Origin of the sequence: Nitrosopumilus sp., from assembly GCA_029862745.1 — an archaeon.
GTDB lineage: Archaea > Thermoproteota > Nitrososphaeria > Nitrososphaerales > Nitrosopumilaceae > Nitrosopumilus.
Genome location: JAOTWS010000005.1, coordinates 88,900 through 108,755 on the forward strand (window position 1 = coordinate 88,900; position 19,856 = coordinate 108,755).

Here is a 19,856-nt window from a genome sequence, read left to right on the forward strand (position 1 = left end):
TTATTTAACCGTGAAATATAACGCTGTTTTATGAAGTCTCGATCGCTGATTTTTGCCAGTACTGTAGGAATTATTTTGCTTTCTGCACTGGGGATTGCTCTTAATTCTGGTGATACTATATATGAAAACAAGATTCGCATCGCTTATTTTCCAAATATAGGGCATGTTATCCCAATAGTTGGGATGGAAAAAGGCTTTTTTGCAAAAAGTTTAGGAGATGATGTTAAAATTGAATCTAGAGTTTTTGATAGCGGACCTCAAGCAATAGAATCATTGTTTGCAAATTCTATAGATCTTGCTTATGTAGGACCTGGCCCAGCAATTACTGGATTTTTGAATTCAGAGAATCACAACGTAAAGATTCTTGCAGGTGCAGCAAGTGGTGGTGCTAGTTTTATTGTTCATCCTGATTCTCAAATCCTATCTGCCTCTGATTTTGCAGGAAAAAAAATTGCAACACCTCAAATTGGAAACACTCAGGATGTTTCACTGAGAAGCTATTTGTTTGAAAATGGATTAAAATCAGCTGATAAAGGTGGTTCTGTAGTTATTTACAATATTCCAAATCCTGATATTTACACCTTATTTGTAAAAGGTGATATTGATGGTGCATGGGTTGCAGAACCATGGGCAACTATTTTAGAAACTGAACTTGGTGGAAAAAGATTATTTTATGAAGAGGATCTGTGGCCAAACAAAAAGTTTGCATCTGTTCTTTTAATTGGGAATGTTGATTATGTTGAGAATCACTTGCAAGTGGTTTCTAATTTCTTAACATCTCATCATGAAACAGCTACTTGGATTAATCAAAACCCCGTAGAAACTAGAATTATCTTTAATGATTTTATAAAATCTCATCTGGGAAAATCATTATCTGATGATGTTGTGGATATTGCGTTGTCTAATCTTGTAATTACTGATGATCCTCAAAGTGACTCTGTTTATTCCTTTGCAAAAAAAGCTGATGCGCTAGGGTACTTGGGAAGAAATGGTTATGATTTGACTGGAATTTTTTATTCTTTTGATTCAAATCCTGGTTTGAAGGAGATAACTAGATGACTAAACTTGAGGCAAAAAATATTGTAAAATATTTCAGTCATGATTCTCACAAACTCAAGGCATTAGGAGGAGTAAATCTCAAAGTTGAGGCAGGAGATTTTGTATGTTTGGTAGGTCCTTCTGGATGTGGAAAATCTACATTTTTACGTATAGTTGCAGGTTTGGAGAAGCCCGATGAAGGACAAATTCTCTTTGATGGACATCCAGTTGATGAAACTGGACCTGAAAGAATTATGGTCTTCCAAGAAGGTGCATTATTCCCTTGGCTCAAGGTTCAAGATAATGTGGAATTTGGATTGAAAATGTCAGGTATTCCAAAAGAAGAGAGAGCAAAGATATCTCATAGATATCTTGATATGATGCAATTGACTAAATTTGCCGATTCATACACTTTTCAACTTTCAACTGGAATGAAGCAGAGAGTAGCTATTGCTAGAGCACTTGTAATGGATCCTGATATCTTATTAATGGATGAACCGTTTGCAGCACTTGATGCCCAGACTCGTGATTTATTGCTAGTTGAGATGCAGTTGATTTGGGAAAAGACAAAAAAAACAATTTTGTTTGTGACTCATAGTGTTTCTGAAGCTGCAGTACTTGGAACCAAAATCGTAATCTTTAGCAATCGTCCATCTGTAATTAAAAAAGAGATTGATAATGATTTTCCAAGACCTAGAGTCACTGAGGATGAATCCTTAGTTAAACTTCAGCAGGATGTTTTGAAAGAACTCAGACCTGAAATAAAAATAAGCAAGCAGTGATAACTATGGCAAAAAATTTCGCACCTCATAGAATTATATTTTATCTTGGGATAGTTGTGATTTGGCAGCTTGTCTCAATGGGTGGAATTTGGCCTGACAATATCTTTCCATCTCCATTTGAAGTAGCTGAAGATTTGGCATATGGCGCAGTAGATGGAAGTTTGTTCTACGGAATTGCAACTAGTATGTGGAGGCTATTAATTGGTTTGGCAATCGCAATTGCTGGCGGCATTATACTTGGAATTTTCATGGCAAGAGTTGAAGTGGTAAACCAAACTGTAGGTTCGCTGGTTTTAGGACTCCAATCAATTCCTTCAGTTGCTTGGGTTCCTCTTGCAATTCTTTGGTTTGGATTAACTGATGGTGGAATTATTTTTGTAACTGCAATTGGTGCAGTTTTTGCGGTTACCATCAATACCTATACTGGTGTCAAGAACATCAATCCTCATTTTATTGAAGCAGCAAGGAATATGGGAGCAAAAGGAACTCAGTTAATCACAGCTGTATTAATTCCAGCAGCATTTCCATACATGATTTCAGGTTTTAAACAAGGTTGGGCATTTGCATGGAGAGGTGTAATTGGGGCTGAATTGTTATTTTCATATTTGGGATTGGGCTTTTTGCTAAATGCTGGCCGTTCTCTAACTGATGTATCTCAGGTAATTGCGATAATGATTGTAATTATGGGAATTGGTTTAGTAATTGATGGACTTGTTTTCAAAAAATTGGAAAATAAAGTAATGTCTAGATGGGGATTACGATAGTTTTTTTATTCTAATCTAACAAAAGATTCTAAAAAATAGACATAAGAGGAAATTCTTAATGCCTAGTAGAATTTGTTTCAAAAATTGAGATATATTATTTTCTTATTTATTGGCACTAGAATTATTTTTATCACTAGGTTAAATATAATAAATTAATCAAAATAGTCATGGCAGAAGAACAAGAATGGGCAAATTTGCTTGCAGAAATTTTTGACAAGCTTACACAAAAACACGCCTCAATCACTTATGATTTTGAAAATCTTGAGATGCAAGGCAAGGTTGAAAAGGAAGGCAAGGTAATCCCAACAGGTACGGTTTCCCTAAATGGAAAACTGACAATTACAGCAAAATGAGGCGGCAGATGAGAATGGCCTCTTTTGATCTCCCAGCCAACTTTTTATCTTTCTTACAACATGGAAGTCTAAAGATTACATGTGATGGTATACCATCAATTAATTTTATGGCTGAGGGGAGATCTAGAATTGTAGATGTTATTGACATTCCAATTGAAATTACAAAAAGACCTGGTCTCATCAAAGGATTATCAGAAGCAAAAGAACTTGCAAAAAATCTAAAACAAGAAAACATTACACTTGAAATCCGATTACAAGGAGAGCCAGTACTCAAGCTTGGAGAAAAGGCAAATCCAAAACTAGCAAAGATTGTCACGCTTAGTGGTGATATCGAGATAACTGACTTGAGAAAATTAAAAAAATTGAGTGATGAGTTTTAAGAATATTTTAAATGAGATAAAAATACAAATGAGTTAGAAATTTTCATACAATCAATTTCTTTTTTAACACATTTATTTTCTGATCTTCTCATTACCACTAGAATATTCTTTTGTTATTTATTAAATAATATTTTAGATGATAACAATTGTGAATCAAAATTATTCGAGCAGAGAAGACTTGTTGGCAAATTGCCCTAAATGTAGAAAACCTTCTTTGGTATTATTGAAATCTGCATCAGGAAGAAAAAGAGAAGACTTGCTGTCATGCAAAAGTTGCAATTTAGCAATATTTGCAGAGGAACTAAAGAAGAAACTGTTTACTATTTAAGAAAGAATATAAAATATAAAATCTAGTCTATATCTTCTTACATGAAAAGATTCATCTATATCTATTTATCGAATATTTTACTAACACTCTAAAAGTTATTTAGAAAAAATACTAATCATGTTCTTGATGGATAAAAAACATCTTAATCTTGGTAATCGTTAATAAATTAAATCATCAGTTTTTTTTGGTGGTAACCTAGTAATGGTAAAATATAATCTAGTGCTAACTTAAATTATATCTGTTTGAGTTAAAATACTGATTCCGAAACATAAGAATGTGAAAAAAATCATTGCTCTGATGTTTGTTATTACAATAATGTCATCTAGTTCGGCATATGGACATAAACTAATTACCCATGATGATAAGCACAGAAATTTAGAGAATGCGTTGGAGATTTCAGACCACAAGATTTCATGGGCCATCTACGAAAATCTTGGTCCATATGAAGAAAAGTTTTATTCATTTGAAGCAAAATCTGGAGATTCTTTTTACGCAAGTATAGTTATTCCTAAAATTGCTGGATTGGAAGAGTATTCTCCCACACTTGTTCTGATAAATAGTAACTATATTGAACAAGATGACAATCTACTGGAGAGTCAGGCAGTAATGGAAAAAGTTGACTATGATGAAGGTTTTCCAGGAATCGAATTTTATGAGCCATTTGGTCAAGTAACATACTGGGAAAGACAGGAGATAAAAACCACCCTTACTACTGAAGGCAAATATTATCTCATAGTTTTAGATGAGAAAAATCAGGTTGGAAAATATAGCCTAGCTGTAGGGACTATTGAAGACTTTTCAGGAGAAGATCTGTTTACAACTCTTCCAACTGCTTGGCTCGAAACAAAACTGTTTGTGGAAGATTATGCATCTGTTGCGATATTTGTTTTGGTACTAATTGGAATTGTTGCACTTCCTATCATAGTTATTAGAAGAAAAATAAATAGATCAAAGACAAACATATCTTCATCAGGCAATGTCTTGGTTAAGAAACGCAAGATGAAGTAAAAAAACAAATTTTAGATGATTTGAATAATATAAAAAAATCAAATAATGGTTTTGATATGTCTATAGAAATTCTTCATAATCCTTCTTCCACTGAAGGATTCTTGTTTTTGCAAACCAAAACAATATGGATTTAATCGTAATGGGCTCGCACGGCAGATCAGGATTTAAAAAATTGGTTCTTGAAAGTGTGGTATCTGGAGTTATAAAAAAAACTGATTGCTCCGTGTTAATTGCCAAACCGTCAAAATCATAAAAAAATTTTATAAAAACACAAACTAAAAAAAATCATGCAAAGACTCTCTCCAAAATATGTAATGTAATCTGCAATATATCCAACAATAAGATAGTATATTCAAAGATCCTATTTCTAATATATTTACAGACATTCCTGAAATTATTGTCTTTACCGATGTACTTGTCATACCTTGACACAAACCCGAAAAATGTAGCCATTAGAAAACCGACTAGAGTAAACACTTCTAAAAAATCTAATTAGTAATATAAGAAGGAATAACGCAAAAGCTTATTCTATTTCCAGTGTCTATCTTGTCTGCAATTATTTTAGATAAAATATAAAAAATCATCCTGAATAGTAACCTCTAAAAAAATAAAATTTAACGATTGATCGAATGTTCTAGGTGTAATACTATAATTTAAAATTGTTCAAAACTATGAATTTGACTGCAAGATTAACTTTCTATTTGAACGTTTAATCATATACACGGATACAAAAATAGATACTATGTTTGCAAATGGGATTGCCCACCATATGCCAGTTACACCCAAAATTTGAGGGAAGATTACTAAACCAATCACTGCAAAAATAAAACTATATGATAGCGCAACAAGTAATGAGAGCTTGGGTTTTTCAAGAGCTGTAAGATATGCAGAAGCAAGTATGTTTATACCAATGAATATGTATGACAATCCATAGATTTGTAACGCCTCAAGTGAAATTGTGGATAATTGCTGATTGTTGTTTACAAAAAGTCCAACAACATACTCACCAAACACCAAAACTATGAAGTAAAAAACAATACCTGCGGCAGTTGAGATTGTAATTGCAATTTTCAGTGTATCTGTTACTCTTTTTGCTAGTTTGGCTCCGTAATTATAGCTCACCATTGGTTGAAGTGCCATTGAAAACCCAAAATTCACCATAAGCATCATCAAAGATATAAAAGAGATAATCGCAAATGCTGCAACGCCAATTTCTCCAATAAACTGCAACAACATCAGATTGAATATTAAAATGACACTTCCAGAGGAAAATTCCGATAAACTTTCTGACACTCCGTTATGTAGAATTTTTTTTATTGTAATGATTTTGAAAACTGGTTTGCCATATGAAAGAGATAACTTTTTTCTCAAAAAATATGTTGCCAGTATGATGATGCTAGACGTAAAGGATATTCCAGTTGCCCATGCCGCACCGGCCAGTCCCATGTCAAAAACCGTCAGAAATACATATGTCAGAACCACATTTACTACAGATGCTATTCCGGTGGACTTTATAGGAAAAATAGAATCACCGACATTTCTTATGAAAAATTCCAAAACAAAACTTGTCAAAATCAATCCAAAAAATATCAAAATTACTGAAAAATACTCTCTGGTCAACTCATAAAGTGAACCTGTTGCACCAAGCAATCCTGTTATATCATCTACAAAAATCAAGACAGTACTAGAAATTATGATTGAAAGAATGATACACAGAGCCAGTGCAAGATTAAACACATGTTTTGCCTCTGTTTTGTTGTCTTGCCCTAAATATTTGCCAACAAGTGCGGAACTGCCAGAGGCAACAATAATTCCTGTAGCACCAATCATGATGAACACGGGAAAGACAAGATTAACTGCAGCTAGTCCCTCTAAGCCAATAAATTGACCAATCAAAATTCCATCTATGAAAAATGCACTCATAGTCAAGAGATTTGTGAGTATTGCAGGGATTGCAAACTTGACAAAAACTTTTGAGACCTTCCCTTCTGCAAATATTTTTTCCATTTTTCTAATCCCTTTTCCTACGCCTTCGTTTCTATGTGAGTATTAAAAGAACACTAATTATTCTATCTGAATAATGTATTGAGAGTGGATGATGATAATTTAATGCTCTCTGAATGACACCGCAAAAAGTATCCTGATCAGTACCATGTAATGAACATTAAGTATTTCTTCAAACTTTTCAGTTTCACGTGAATACCATTTTTATAACATTAACTCTATCCAACCACAATTTGCATAGGATTACAGTTAATAATGTGTTTATCATTTCCATTTGAAAATCTATTTTTTTACAAAATACCATTTGGTTTTTTTAATTTGAAGTTTTTTTAATGTAATATAACATACCTCTTAGTATCCATTAGATGTATGTTTACTATATCCTAATTTAAAAATTCGATATTTCTTCTAGTTTATTCACACGATCTTGTTGTGTTTCTAAGTCCTTACGTGCTTTGTCAAGTCCCTTTTTTGCATTTTCCATGTTCTTTTGAGCCTGTTTTGCGATTGCAGGCCATTTTGAATATTGTTTTATACGCTCTTCATAAATTACTACTTCAGATCGTTTATCCTCCACTATTCTTTGTAAAAATTCTAAACGTGCCTGATCTCCTTTTAATTTTTGGTTTTTTTCTATTTTCTTTGAACGTGCCATGTACATTAGGTTACAATATAATTATTAAAATTTTTGATACAGAATTTAGAAATATCTTTATAACATCTTCCTGCATAATTGACAACATTTGTTTTAATGAAATATTCTGATTTTTTTATATGTTCATGTAGATTAAGATAATCTTGAATCTTATTTATTTATTATTGATAACTGTAAATGTTCTCAAACATGTACGTAGAAAGTATGCCTTCGAACTTTTTTTATTTTCTGATCTTTAGTGATATCATAAATGCACAAATTATTACTGCAATTGCAAAATACATTACTGAAAAATAATCAAAAGTAAATGCGATACTTCCTGCAATTACCGGACCTACAACAGTTGCAATGGATACTGTAGAACTAAATATTCCAGTTGATGTGGAACGTGGATTATTTTCCATTAGATGAAAGTTTCCACCAATAAACAAAAATGCCCATGTACCACCAACAAGTGCCATAAACGGCATTGTCATCCACCATTCTGTCACAAACAATAGCCCTACAAATACAAATGTTGTGCAGCCAACACCCATTTTGAATTTAGTTATATTTGAGAGATTTATTTTACTTGCCATCACATTCATCAAAATAAATGCTGTTAACGTATTCGCAACATACACGATTGATATTTGATAAAGTTCAGCACCCCATTTTTCCATTAATATTATTGGAAAAATTGTCCATACAGCTGTTGCACCAATATGTCTTAGTAATAATGATGTGAATAGAAATTTGTTTTTCGAAATTACTCTTTTCATAGTTCCTGGTGCCAGTTCTTTTATTTGTTCTGGGTTTGGTAGTTTGATTGTAAAGAGCAATCCAATAATAAATGAGGCTGAACTAATCAAGAAAATTAATTTTAAATCATTTGCAAATCCAGCTGCTGCAATTCCAGCAAGCCATCCTAATGCATGAAATGAAATTACTGTAGCTGCTCTTTTTTTATCAGTATTTGCCTCATATGTATATGCAATCATTGCAGGAATCATTATCCCACTTGCAATTCCAGCTGCAATTCTTACAAGGAAAAACATTGTAAGATCATCTGCAAAATAATGCAATCCAAAGGCTATGGCACACCCAATAAAGCCAATTCTGATGAATTTGAGTCTGGTTCCTTTCTTGTCTGAATGTCTACCAAAATAAATCTCGGAGAGAATCTGGGCAAAACTAAACGATGCAACCAAAAGTCCTATCTCAAAAACCGAATTTGTGACCTCTTTGGCAATTATAGGCATGAATACAAATATAATTGAAATTCCTGCGTGTTGAAAAAAAGTTGCACTACGAACTAGATTGTTGACTTGAAGTTTTAGCATAAATACACTTCAAATTGTTTTTCACCTAATTTCAACATACGTTTCAATCAAACATGTCTCTGTAGATTTTTCTGAAAAGAGTTAAACTGTGCATCGCATTTTTGAAATTAAATTGTCTGAAAAAGAACCTTTCTTGGATGCATTAAAACATAGAGTCTTGCTTTTTGATGGAGCAATGGGAACTGAGATTCAAAAATATGATCCAAAACCAGAGGACTTTCCAAACAGCCAAGATGGATTTAATGATGGGTTGGTATTAACACATCCTGAATGGATTAAACAGATTCACAGAAATTATTTGGATGCAGGTGCTGATTGTATTGAAACAAATTCTTTCGGTTCAAACAAAATCAAATTAGATGAATATGGATTTGGTAATGAGACAATTGAGTTTAATAAAAAAATTGCAACACTTGCACGCGAAGTATGTAATGAATACTCTGACAAGCCACGTTATGTGATTGGCTCTATGGGTCCAACTGGCTATCTTCCAAGTTCAAATGATCCTGATTTAGGTCAAAAACCTCTTAATGAAATACGTGAGGCCTTTGAGCTTCAAGCAGAAGGGCTAATTCTTGGCGGTGTTGATGCATTACTTATTGAAACAAGTCAAGATATCTTAGAAGTGAAATTAGTAATTGAAGCATCTCACAACGCAATGAAAAAAACTAGCAAAAAAACTCCGATAATTTGTAATACTACATTGGATCAATATGGTAAGATGCTACTTGGTACAAATATTCAAGCTGCATACACTACTGTCTCTGATATGGGAATTGATGTGTTTGGATTGAATTGCTCAACTGGGCCAATTGAGATGACTCCAAGCATCCGATGGCTTGATGAGCAAAACCAACATGATGTACTTGTTGTTCCAAATGCAGGAATGCCAGAGAATATTGGAGGAAAGGCAGTATATAAGATGACTCCTGAAAAAATGGGTGAGGCTTTGGGGGATTTTCTTAATGAATACAAAAAAATTCGAATTATTGGTGGGTGCTGTGGTACAAATCCTGAGCACATTAAAGTCCTAAGGAAAGTAATTGACGAAAAAACCCGTTCTATCTAGGGTTAAGTATTTAGAAAAAGGGTGGTGATTTTACACAATGACCATTCCTAGAGTGAGCTCTGCATTAAAGGCAGTTGATCTAAAACAAATTCCTGGACCTCTGATTATTGGAGAAAGAATTAACACTCAAGGTTCTCGTAAGGCAAAGGAATTGGTTCTTAATGATGATTATGATGGTCTAGTTGATCTGGGGAGAATTCAGGTTGAAGATGGAGCTCACTGTCTTGATGTATGTGTTGCAACTACCGAACGTTCTGATGAACGAGAGTTCATGTTGAATCTTGTCAAAAGATTGAGCTTGGAAATTGATGCTCCTCTTGTAATTGATTCAACTGATCCTGAAATCATTGAAGCAGCAGTTACGCAAATTCCTGGCAGACCTATAATCAACTCAATCAATCTTGAGGGTGATGGAAGCAGATTTGAAAAGTTAGCTCCTGTGATGGCAAAGTATGGATTACCTGCCATTGCATTGTGTATTGGACCCAAAGGTATGGCAAAGACTCCTCAAGAAAAATTGGAAACTGCTGAGTTACTTTTTGAGACAGGAAAAAAATATGGATTGAAAATTGAACAGTTTATTTTTGATGTTCTTACATTTACACTTGCAACTGGTGAGGATGAATTTATTGATGCGGGAAAAAACACCTTAGAGGGAATCCGTCTTGTCAAAGAAAAATTCCCTCATGCGTTTACAACACTGGGTCTTAGTAACATCAGTTTTGGTTTAACACCATATGCTAGAAAAATTTTAAATTCTGTATTTTTATATCATGCAGTAAAAATCGGACTTGATACTGCCATTGTTAATGCAAAAGAGATCATCCCTTATGGTGAAATTGATCCAAAAGAGAAAAAACTTGCCGAAGATCTGATCTTTAACACTCAGCCAAATGCTCTATCTGATTTAATATCTTATTTTGAAAACACAGGTTCTCAAAATGTAATTGCTTCAAAAAAAATTTCTGTTGATTCCTCTTGGCCTCCTGGTAAACGTGCTAATTTTAGAATCATCAATAGGTTAAAGGATGGAATTCAAAATGATGTTGTTTCTGCGATTGCAGACAAGATTAAAAAAAATGAATTAATCAATGATAATGATGGTATTTTATCTTTGGATCTTCCACAAGTAGTAACACATAATGGTGCAATTAGAACTCTTAATGAAGACTTACTTCCTGCAATGAAGGAAGTTGGTGATAAGTTTGGCGCAGGGGAATTAATTTTGCCGTTTGTCCTCAAATCTGCTGAATGTATGAAGGCAGCAGTTAGCGAACTTGAGAAATATCTTGTAAAAGAAGAAGGAACAAGTAAGGGTAAACTTGTATTGGGTACAGTATATGGTGATGTTCACGATATAGGAAAGAATCTTGTAAAAACAATTTTTCAAAATAATGGTTATTCTGTGTATGATTTAGGAAAACAAGTTCCCCTGCAAAAATTTTTGGAAAAAATTGATGAAGTAAACCCTGATGCCGTTGGTCTTTCTGCATTGCTTGTTTCTACATCAAAGCAGATGAAATTTTTTGTCGATCATGCAAGAAAAAACAACATGACTATCCCCATTCTTTGTGGTGGTGCCGCAATTAACAGTAATTACATTAATCGAATTGCAAAGGAAGACGGAATTTACGAGCCAGGTGTATTTTACTGCAATACAATGTTTGAGGGTCTTAAAACAATGGATATTTTAATTTCAGATGGAAAATCAAAACTTTTAGCTGATTGGAAAGAAAAGGTGAAACGTTGGAAAGAAAAACCAACTGAAACTATAGATCAAGACACTCTTCCAAAGAGTGAGATTCAACCTGTCACACCTCCTGTCCCTAAGATAATTGGAGAACCAATACGTCTAAAACTAGATCAAATTAACATGGATGAAGTTTGGACTATGATTGACAAGAAATCTCTTTTCAAACTGTCTTGGGGGTTAAGGGGAAAGACTGGTGCAGAATCTGAATCTGCACATGATCAACTACTAACTGAATGGAAAATCCGAATAATACGAGATAATCTATTTGAGCCTGAAATAGTATATGGCTATTTCAAATGTCACAACAAAGGAAGAAAATTACTTGTTGAGAATCATGATGGAGATTATGTGGAATTCGAATTTCCTCGTTCTACTAAACCTGATCATCTGTGCCTTACTGATTATTTTGGTAAAGATGACATTGTGGCATTTCAATCTGTAACTGTTGGAAACAAAGTATCAGAAATAATAGATCAGTGGAATAAAGAAGACAAGTACACTGATGCTTACTATCTTCATGGATTGGCAGTAGAAGTTGCAGAGGCCTTGGCAGAATGGGTAAATAGAAAAATAAAATCTGAACTAAATTTGAGTGAGGGCGGTTTGAGGTATAGTTGGGGATTTCCTAGCTGCCCTGATGTTGCACAGCATCACTTGGTATGGAAACTTTTACAACCTGAAAAGTCTGGAATGACTCTAACTGAATCTGGTCAGATAATCCCTGAACAGTCAACTGCTGCAATTGTAATTCATCATCCAAAAACAAAATACTTTGTACTGTAATACATGCTGTATTGTGTATTAATAAGAACAGTCTGTGTATTACTGTGCGTATCTTTTGATATTACCTTGGTCTACAATATTTCTAGTTATTTTATCATGACATGAACATTTACAAAACCTGTAAAAATCTCCGTCATGCTCTAAAGTGCATGTTATACATCCTTTACCTTCTGCCATTTTTGTAGGATAATTATATCGAATATTTTTAGTTTTTTATAAAAATTAGTTTAAATTTAGAATTTTGTTATATCCTAAAAGGGATAACTCTGATATATTATGACTAGTTTACCTCATTAGATTTTACCCTGACTTTCTAAAATAATAAATTTGGATTAATCTCTTTTTCTTCTATCTTTTGTATAATATTTAATCCTATATTCTAAACTTTGATTTTTCCTAAAAACTCATCTAGTCCACTAAAGTCACTTGGAGATGTAATTAGAATATCACCTGTAATTGTATATATTTTTTTAACAAATTCATCAAACTCTTGGCTATACAATGCTAAATCTAAGTTCAGAAATTTTGCAGATTTTATATTTTTCTCAGAAGGAAACAAGATGATTGGAATTACTGAAAATCCTTTGAGATTATTTGATAGATTCTGAACTTGCTCAATGTTTTGGACAACCTGAGTCATGAATCCCTTTGGTTTTGCTTCTATCTTCTTTCTAACCTTTAAAAAATTAGGTTTGTTTGAAATTGAAAGGTACAAGTCAATTTTTGAATCAAACCCTTTATCTCTTAATTTTCCCACAATTGTGCTTGGAATTAAACCTGAATCTTGTTTTCCTGTTTGTGATGGATCTCCCATTAATACTAGAATTCCTGAAAAACCTATAGTAATGCAATTCTCTACAAATTTTAAAACCTCCTCTTCACTCTTATCGCGAACCCTTAGACTTACAGTAATTGATAAATTTGGAATTTTTTTTTTAATTATTTCTCCAATCTTAATTGGAGACACTCTTTGATGTCCCAATACATTTTCAGTAAGATGAATTGCATCACATTTTTTTGATATAATTTTTATTTTTTCAATAAATTTTAGAATGGATTCATCAATATCCACATCCGGTAAAATTTTGGGAGGATTTGCTTCATATCTAATTGTCATATTGTAATTTTTTTATCCTTGGTTAAAACCTTTGAATACTAAAAACCATATGGAGTAGTAGGAAAGAAACTAAATGCACTTAGATGAATTAAAATCAATACTTTCAACTTCAATTAACCCTGATATTCAATTTGATAAAAAATATCGTTTAGCTTCAATACTCGTAATAATTTACGGTGATGATCCAATAATTGTAATGACTGAAAAACCGCAAGACATGAAATTTCATGCTGGTGAGATATCATTTCCTGGTGGAAAATTAGATGAAAATGATTCGGATCTTTTAGAAACTGCATTACGAGAAACAAATGAAGAAATTGGATTGGTTGTTACCAGAGATCAAGTTATAGGTCAACTAGAACCAGTTGTTACTTTGAATTCTGGTTTTCTGATTTTACCTTTTGTATCGATAGTGGACAAGATCCCAACTCTTTCAGCTAACTGCGAGGTTGAAAAAATTTTTCATATTCCTTTGGAATCCTTTTTAAAAACTGGAGCAAGGGATCCTGATCCTACTCACAATATTATTCAAGAAATGTATACATTTGAGTATCAAAACCAAATTGTTTGGGGAGCTTCTGCGAGAATCCTCAAACAGATTCAAAGTTGCCTGAAATCCTGAGATTCATTTAAAAAGAGCTTTTCGTGCCTGAAAGTCTATGGCTGCTCGTAAGTCCTCACCTAGAAAGATTCGTCTATTGAAAAAGACTAGACAAACTTCCGCAGTACCAGCTTGGATTATTCTCAAAACAAAGAGAAATGTTAGAACAAATCCAAAACGTAGGGCTTGGAGATCAACTGATGTGGAGGTAGGATAAATGTCTCAAGAATTAGAAAGAGTCTATACAATTAATCTTGGAAAGGTTTTACTTTCGCAATCCCAACACAGAGCAGTTAGAGCAATCAATATGATTAAAGAATTTGCTCGTCATCACATGAAAGTTGAAACTGTTAAAATCGAAGAAGAATTGGCTCATCTTATATGGTCTAAAGGTGTTCGAAGTCCTCCAAGGAAAGTCAGAGTAAGAATGAGTAAAACTGATGATGGTTTCATCCTTGTTTCTATATATGACGAAACAATAGAATCTAAAGAAGTCACTGAGAAGAAATCTAAGGTAGAAGACCCAGTTAAAGAAGCACCAAAGAAAGAAGACCCAGTTAAAGAAGCACCAAAGAAAGAAGACCCAGTTAAAGAAGCACCAAAGAAAGAAGACCCAGTTAAAGAAGCACCAAAGAAAGAATAACTATTTCAAAATTATAATTTTAAAAAATTATCTTATTCTAGTTGATATAATTCTAATTTGCAGTCTATACTACAATCTGGTGTAGACCAATCAAGTGTATTTTCCTGTGGGATTATTCCAAGTGGATCATAACCATCAAATTTTGTCATCCCTTGAATTGATGATAACATTACAACTTTGGATTCATCCGCAGTTGATGACATATCTATCTGTGAATTACTTTCATCCAGTATTCCTGCTGTGATCTTGGTGATTGAGTTTAAGATTCCTACTGGAATATTATTTCCTCCAACAACATACAACATCGAACGTTTAACTGAATTTGGAGGTGCATTTCCATATAACATTTTTAGTGAATCCCTTAATGAATCCTCTATGTTTTGTCCCTCTTTGCTTGTTGTGATGATGCTTGTATCTTTTACTATATCTGATGAACTTAATGATTCCACTACATGCAAAATTGCAGAGTTTGCAATCTCATAGCATGCTTTTGGACTCAGTTCTGGGTTGCTCTCTAATAATGAATCATTATCAAGCACAACGGTGCATTGAGAGTTTTCTCTGATCCTCTTTAATGATACTCCTGAATTAAAAATTCTGTCTTTTTCATATTTGAAAGGCATGATTGCAAATGAAACTAATCCAATACCTGCATCTTTACATATCTCTGATACTACGGGTGCCATAGCAGAACCCGCTTTTCCAGCCAAGTTACTCATTAAGATAATTGTTGAATATCCTGAAATCTTTGATTTTATTTCATCTATGAGGCTGTAAGTTGAACCTCTGATTAATTGTACAGATGGATTGATTACTGAACCAGTTGAAACGTGGATAGATATATTCTCAGTTGAGTGATCTTTTACATCATTACTAATTACTAGACAATCTAAATTCAGGGCATTTTTTGCTTTAATTGCTAACTTTGAGCCTACTCCACCTAAACCTATGACCAAAACTGGTTCTTTGACTTGAAAACTCATTTCTACTCTTCTCTTCTAATTTGGATAAAAAACCTTCTTACGTTTTTTTAATCAAATTACAGATCGAAAAAATTTAACTTACGATCTTCCCAATTAACCTCTTTACGGTGGCATCAGTGATTTCAACCATGTGTGACTCACCAATGCATACTTTGTCTCTAACAGATACAGGCTTGTAGGCAAAGTTTCTACCTTTAATACCTTCATCTGTCATTTCATCAAATATCACTTTACCTTTCCAACCGATCCATTTTTTGTTGCTCTCAGTTGACATTTTGCTGATCTGCTCAAAAATTATCTTACTTCTTCGTTTGATCTCTGCGGCATCCAATTGTTTCCATTCTGCAGCATCTGTGCCTGGTCTTGCACTATATTTTGATAGATTTACTACGTCAGGCTTTGTTTCATCAAGCAAAGCAATCGTTTTTTGAAACTCTTCTTCAGTTTCTGAAGGGAATCCGACTATGATATCTGTTGAAATTGTGAATTGTCCAAATCTTTCTTTTACTTTTTTTACAATTTCTCTAAACGCTTCTGCTGTGTGACCTCGTTTCATATCTTGAAGAACTTTGTCACTTCCACATTGTACTGGAACATGTATGAATTTGAAGACTTTGGCATTATCAAAAGATTTGATTAACCTTTCCTTGATTCTTGGCAAGTACATTGGATTCATCATGCCAACTCTGACCATAAAATTTTCTGGAATATCTACAACTGCATTTATCAGTGACGGCAAGTCAGTTCCAATATCGAATCCATAACACCCATTATCTGTAGATGTTAACCACACCTCTTTACATCCTTCTCTGATTTCTGTTTCAACTTGTCTTACGATGTCTCCTAGTCTATAACTTGAAAGATCTCCTTTGGATAATTTAGTCTGACAAAATGTACATTCACTCATACAACCACTTGCAATCTCTACAATTCCTACTGCTGGATTTAACCTAACTTTAGGAAGTCCAACCTTTGATAAATCCGAATCTTCTAATGCTATTTGCTTTTTCCCATTTATTGTTGAATTAATCACCTGAAGTGTTTTTCCTAGTGAGTTAGGCCCTAAGAGACTGGCTTTTTCTGAAAATCTCTCAACTATATCTTTCTCTGCTTTGGGGAGACACCCAGCAACAATTAGTGGCTTTGACTTTAATGATTTTATTTTGTACATCATCTTGTTTGCAGTTGAATCTTTGACAGAACACGTAACTATAATATTCAGATCTGACTCGGATGAATTGCCAACTAAAGTGTGCCCTCCGTTTAGAATCAATCCTGAAATCATCTCTGAATCTGCAAAGCTTGCAGAACATCCATAGGCTTCTACGAAAATCTTTGCCATAATTTACCCGAATAGAGAATCAATCTCTTTGTTACTCATTAGTTTCTTTGAAACAACAAGTTCTCTGATAGTCTTTCCGGTTTTTAATGATTCTTTGAAAAGCTCTGCTGACTTTAGATATCCTATTTTTGGAGTTAACAATGTTACAATTACTGGACTGTTCTCAATATCTGCACGTAATTTTTCTTTGTTTGCAGTTAACCCGTCAATTAGATTTGCAGAAAATATCGGTAAGAAATTCTTGAGCATATCAGTTGATTCTAACATGCACTTTAGCATTCCAGGCAACATGACGTTTAACTCAAACTGTCCTCCTTGCACTGCATATGAAACCGCTGTATCGTTTCCAACAATGTTAAAACATACCATGTTCATACATTCTGCCAAAGATGGATTGACTTTTCCCGGCATAATTGATGAACCTGCATGCACTGCTGGGATTCCTAACTCTGCCAATCCTGCGATTGGACCTGATGCCATTAATCGGATATCGTTTGCAATCTTTCCTATTTCTAATGCCAAGTTTCGTAGATTCCCTGACAAATTTGCTACTGCAAATTTACTCTGCAAACCGTGTTGCATATCTCTTTCAGGTCTAAGTGGAATCTTTAAAATTTTTCCAAGTTCTGCAATGGCAATCTTTCTATAACCTTTTGGCGTATTTGCACCAGTCCCTACTGCGGTTCCACCAAGTGCAACATTTTGTAATTCTTTTTGTGATGCAATGATTGCTTCTCTTGCTTTGGTGATTGATGTTGCATAAGCTGCAAACTCACTTCCTAATGTTACTGGTAATGCATCCATGAGATGGGTTCTACCTATTTTCTTATATGATGAAAATTCTTTTGCTTTTTTAGATAATGATTTTATCAAAATATCTATCGCTGGAATTGTATCTTTTAGATTCATTAAAATTGCAACATGCATGGCAGTTGGATATGTATCGTTACTTGATTGAGACATGTTGACATGATCATTTGGATGCAGGAATTCATTTTGTCCTTTCTTTTTGTGTAAAATTTCTAGAGCTATATTTGCAATCACCTCATTAGAATTCATGTTGAACGCCGTACCTGCACCAGAGTTTATCATATCTACCACAAATTGATCAATATATTTTCCAGACAAAATCTTGTCACATGCAGCAACTATGGCTTTACCACGTTTAACATCAATAGCTTTTGTCTTCATATTTGCAACTGCTGCTGAGCGTTTGATCATTACAAATGATTTTATCAGATTCTCGTGACTTTTGTTTCCTGTCACATGATATTGTTTGATTGCTCTACCTGTAAATGCACCATAATATGCGTCAGCAGGAATTTTGACTTTTCCTAATGAATCCTCATCTAATCTAAATTTCATGATGATTTTGATAATTTCTTCACCTTTATTCATTCCTTTCCAGATAATCTCATAGATTGATAATGGGAATTATTATATAGGATTCACTAGTCACCGTGCTTATGAATAAGCGCGTTAGTATGCTCTTTACTATTGCAGCAGTAGCTGTAATGGGAGCAACCTTATTCGGAAGCACATACACACAGACCCAAATTGGCGGACAATCACTTGACATCAATAAAATGGATGTCGATGTAATTGAACAAATCCACCAAATGGGCGGTTTGCAGCTTGTAATGCCACAGGCATTCGCAGAAACTGATTGTGGTGAATTATCAAAAACTGGACGCAACTTAGTTGAGTTCAATTTGACTGGTGAAAGTGTCACCCTTCCAATCATGGGAGGAAAAACTTACAACGCCATGACCTTTAGTGGACAAGTCCCAGGACCAACACTAAGAGTAACACAAGGTGATGTTGTAAAAATGACATTAACAATTCCATCAGATGAAATTACTGGTCACGGTAACGACATGCATTCATCACAAATTTCTTCATCAGCTTTTGAATCAGTTAACCCTGGTGAAACAAGTCAGTACTGTTATATCGCTGAAGCAGCTGGTGTCTTCAAATACCATTGTTCTGGTGTTAAACTAATTGGTATGGACCAACACGTCTTTTCCGGCATGTACGGAATTGCAATCGTTGATCCAGCTGATGGTTACAACAAATTAATGGTCGAGAAAACCAGCGGAAGCGGTGAATTAGACAGAAAGTTCTACGATGCAGATGCATTAGAGTTCCAACTCCAATACAATCAATTGTACCTAACACCTGAAGGTAATTATGATGCAGGAGCAATGTTCTTGCATCACAACACTGCAACAGTTGTTAACGGAATGCAATTCAGTTATGTACCAAACATGCTCCACAACATCCTCGTTAAGGGCGATGCAAACAAGAACATCTTTGTTGCACAACCATGGAATGGACTTGAACACAAGCAATACCAATCACAACTCTTGTTTGTTGAAAATGATCAACATGTGAGACTCTTTGTTGAAAACCATGGTAATGAACCAGTATTTTTCCATATAGTTGGAGAAATCTTGGACAGAGTTACACAAGGTAACAGAGTACAATCCGCAGCAACTGAAACATGGTTGCTCGGTGGATCACAGAACATGATTGTTGACTTGGTCTTTGATGAACCAGGTGCATACGCAGCAGTTAACCACGATTATGCAGCACTTTACACTGGTGCAGCTACAGTATTTGTAGCAGGTGATCCATTTGGATTAAACCCAAGATTGGTTGATGCAGGAATAATTCCAGCACCAGTACCATCATATGCATATGCATTGGGCAACCCAAGTGATGCTGTCCCTCCAATGGGAAAGAACAGTATTGCACACCCAGCAGTAAACATTCATGGTCTATACACTGATGAAGTAGCTTCTGAAATGAAAGATGCAGGTATGATTCCTTTATGGGAAGTAATACCAACATTACCACCAGTACCTTAGATTGGTACTAATCTCAATCTTTTTCTCTTTTTCATTCACAATCAATTATATTTCGTAATTC

The 19,856-nt window shown here is 34.2% G+C and carries 22 protein-coding genes; 14 read left to right on the forward strand and 8 right to left on the reverse strand.

Features of this window, described 5'->3' with window-relative positions; genetic code table 11:
- Positions 1 to 30 precede the first annotated feature (30 nt).
- The 8 genes from OEM44_06725 to OEM44_06760 all read left to right on the forward strand — a co-directional run bounded on the left by OEM44_06725 (position 31) and on the right by OEM44_06760 (position 4,906).
- Positions 31 to 1,059: an ABC transporter substrate-binding protein gene (locus tag OEM44_06725; protein MDH3516491.1), complete on the forward strand. Its 1,029-nt coding sequence runs from the start codon at positions 31 to 33 to the stop codon at positions 1,057 to 1,059.
- On the forward strand, positions 1,056 to 1,820 hold the full coding sequence (locus tag OEM44_06730; GenBank protein ID MDH3516492.1) for an ABC transporter ATP-binding protein: 765 nt from the start codon (positions 1,056 to 1,058) through the stop codon (positions 1,818 to 1,820). Before OEM44_06725 ends, OEM44_06730 begins: the two co-directional genes overlap by 4 nt.
- A gap of 5 nt (positions 1,821 to 1,825) precedes the next feature.
- Positions 1,826 to 2,584, forward strand: a complete 759-nt coding sequence (locus OEM44_06735) for an ABC transporter permease (protein MDH3516493.1) — start codon at positions 1,826 to 1,828, stop codon at positions 2,582 to 2,584.
- A 167-nt stretch (positions 2,585 to 2,751) separates the two neighbouring features.
- On the forward strand, positions 2,752 to 2,937 hold the full coding sequence (locus OEM44_06740; protein ID MDH3516494.1) for a hypothetical protein: 186 nt from the start codon (positions 2,752 to 2,754) through the stop codon (positions 2,935 to 2,937).
- A gap of 14 nt (positions 2,938 to 2,951) precedes the next feature.
- Positions 2,952 to 3,317: a hypothetical protein gene (locus OEM44_06745; protein MDH3516495.1), complete on the forward strand. Its 366-nt coding sequence runs from the start codon at positions 2,952 to 2,954 to the stop codon at positions 3,315 to 3,317.
- A gap of 181 nt (positions 3,318 to 3,498) precedes the next feature.
- Complete coding sequence (locus OEM44_06750) at positions 3,499 to 3,645, forward strand: hypothetical protein (protein MDH3516496.1); 147 nt, start codon at positions 3,499 to 3,501, stop codon at positions 3,643 to 3,645.
- Between the two features lie 276 nt (positions 3,646 to 3,921).
- Positions 3,922 to 4,653 carry a hypothetical protein gene (locus tag OEM44_06755; GenBank protein MDH3516497.1) on the forward strand — a complete coding sequence of 244 codons (732 nt, stop codon included), beginning with the start codon at positions 3,922 to 3,924 and terminating at the stop codon, positions 4,651 to 4,653.
- Between the two features lie 97 nt (positions 4,654 to 4,750).
- Positions 4,751 to 4,906 carry a universal stress protein gene (locus tag OEM44_06760; protein ID MDH3516498.1) on the forward strand — a complete coding sequence of 52 codons (156 nt, stop codon included), beginning with the start codon at positions 4,751 to 4,753 and terminating at the stop codon, positions 4,904 to 4,906.
- Between the two features lie 416 nt (positions 4,907 to 5,322).
- Here the strand turns inward: OEM44_06760 and OEM44_06765 are convergent, their stop codons facing one another.
- The 3 genes from OEM44_06765 to OEM44_06775 form a co-directional block, all read right to left on the reverse strand.
- Complete coding sequence (locus tag OEM44_06765; protein ID MDH3516499.1) at positions 5,323 to 6,660, reverse strand: MATE family efflux transporter; 1,338 nt, start codon at positions 6,658 to 6,660, stop codon at positions 5,323 to 5,325.
- Positions 6,661 to 7,045: 385 nt separating this feature from the next.
- Positions 7,046 to 7,312 carry a hypothetical protein gene (locus OEM44_06770; GenBank protein ID MDH3516500.1) on the reverse strand — a complete coding sequence of 89 codons (267 nt, stop codon included), beginning with the start codon at positions 7,310 to 7,312 and terminating at the stop codon, positions 7,046 to 7,048.
- 221 nt (positions 7,313 to 7,533) lie between these two features.
- Complete coding sequence (locus OEM44_06775; GenBank protein MDH3516501.1) at positions 7,534 to 8,634, reverse strand: MFS transporter; 1,101 nt, start codon at positions 8,632 to 8,634, stop codon at positions 7,534 to 7,536.
- Between the two features lie 112 nt (positions 8,635 to 8,746).
- On the opposite strand from OEM44_06775, the gene OEM44_06780 reads away from it, so the two are divergent.
- Entirely contained in the window at positions 8,747 to 9,703 is a 957-nt protein-coding gene (locus OEM44_06780; GenBank protein ID MDH3516502.1) for a homocysteine S-methyltransferase family protein, read from the forward strand.
- Positions 9,704 to 9,740: 37 nt separating this feature from the next.
- Entirely contained in the window at positions 9,741 to 12,239 is a 2,499-nt protein-coding gene (locus tag OEM44_06785; protein MDH3516503.1) for a dihydropteroate synthase, read from the forward strand.
- Positions 12,240 to 12,278: 39 nt separating this feature from the next.
- On the opposite strand, the gene OEM44_06790 is transcribed toward OEM44_06785, so the two are convergent.
- Complete coding sequence (locus tag OEM44_06790) at positions 12,279 to 12,416, reverse strand: hypothetical protein (protein ID MDH3516504.1); 138 nt, start codon at positions 12,414 to 12,416, stop codon at positions 12,279 to 12,281.
- 202 nt (positions 12,417 to 12,618) lie between these two features.
- Entirely contained in the window at positions 12,619 to 13,356 is a 738-nt protein-coding gene (locus OEM44_06795; protein MDH3516505.1) for a 5,10-methenyltetrahydrofolate synthetase, read from the reverse strand.
- A 73-nt stretch (positions 13,357 to 13,429) separates the two neighbouring features.
- Here OEM44_06795 and OEM44_06800 point away from each other — a divergent pair, with 73 nt between their 5' ends.
- The 3 genes from OEM44_06800 to OEM44_06810 are packed head-to-tail and all read left to right on the forward strand — an operon-like array spanning position 13,430 to position 14,600.
- Complete coding sequence (locus OEM44_06800) at positions 13,430 to 13,978, forward strand: CoA pyrophosphatase (GenBank protein ID MDH3516506.1); 549 nt, start codon at positions 13,430 to 13,432, stop codon at positions 13,976 to 13,978.
- 37 nt (positions 13,979 to 14,015) lie between these two features.
- Complete coding sequence (locus OEM44_06805) at positions 14,016 to 14,174, forward strand: 50S ribosomal protein L39 (protein MDH3516507.1); 159 nt, start codon at positions 14,016 to 14,018, stop codon at positions 14,172 to 14,174.
- Complete coding sequence (locus tag OEM44_06810) at positions 14,175 to 14,600, forward strand: 60S ribosomal protein L31 (protein MDH3516508.1); 426 nt, start codon at positions 14,175 to 14,177, stop codon at positions 14,598 to 14,600. It begins immediately after the preceding gene.
- A 32-nt stretch (positions 14,601 to 14,632) separates the two neighbouring features.
- Here OEM44_06810 and OEM44_06815 read toward each other — a convergent pair whose 3' ends face one another.
- From OEM44_06815 to OEM44_06825, 3 genes are all read right to left on the reverse strand, one after another.
- Positions 14,633 to 15,583 carry a cell division protein FtsZ gene (locus OEM44_06815; GenBank protein MDH3516509.1) on the reverse strand — a complete coding sequence of 317 codons (951 nt, stop codon included), beginning with the start codon at positions 15,581 to 15,583 and terminating at the stop codon, positions 14,633 to 14,635.
- Positions 15,584 to 15,656: 73 nt separating this feature from the next.
- Complete coding sequence (locus tag OEM44_06820) at positions 15,657 to 16,925, reverse strand: tRNA (N(6)-L-threonylcarbamoyladenosine(37)-C(2))-methylthiotransferase (protein ID MDH3516510.1); 1,269 nt, start codon at positions 16,923 to 16,925, stop codon at positions 15,657 to 15,659.
- Positions 16,926 to 16,928: 3 nt separating this feature from the next.
- Positions 16,929 to 18,323, reverse strand: a complete 1,395-nt coding sequence (locus OEM44_06825; protein MDH3516511.1) for an aspartate ammonia-lyase — start codon at positions 18,321 to 18,323, stop codon at positions 16,929 to 16,931.
- Positions 18,324 to 18,409: 86 nt separating this feature from the next.
- Here OEM44_06825 and OEM44_06830 point away from each other — a divergent pair, with 86 nt between their 5' ends.
- Positions 18,410 to 19,795, forward strand: coding sequence for a multicopper oxidase domain-containing protein (locus tag OEM44_06830; GenBank protein ID MDH3516512.1), 1,386 nt, complete (start codon positions 18,410 to 18,412; stop codon positions 19,793 to 19,795).
- The last annotated feature ends 61 nt before the right edge of the window (positions 19,796 to 19,856 follow it).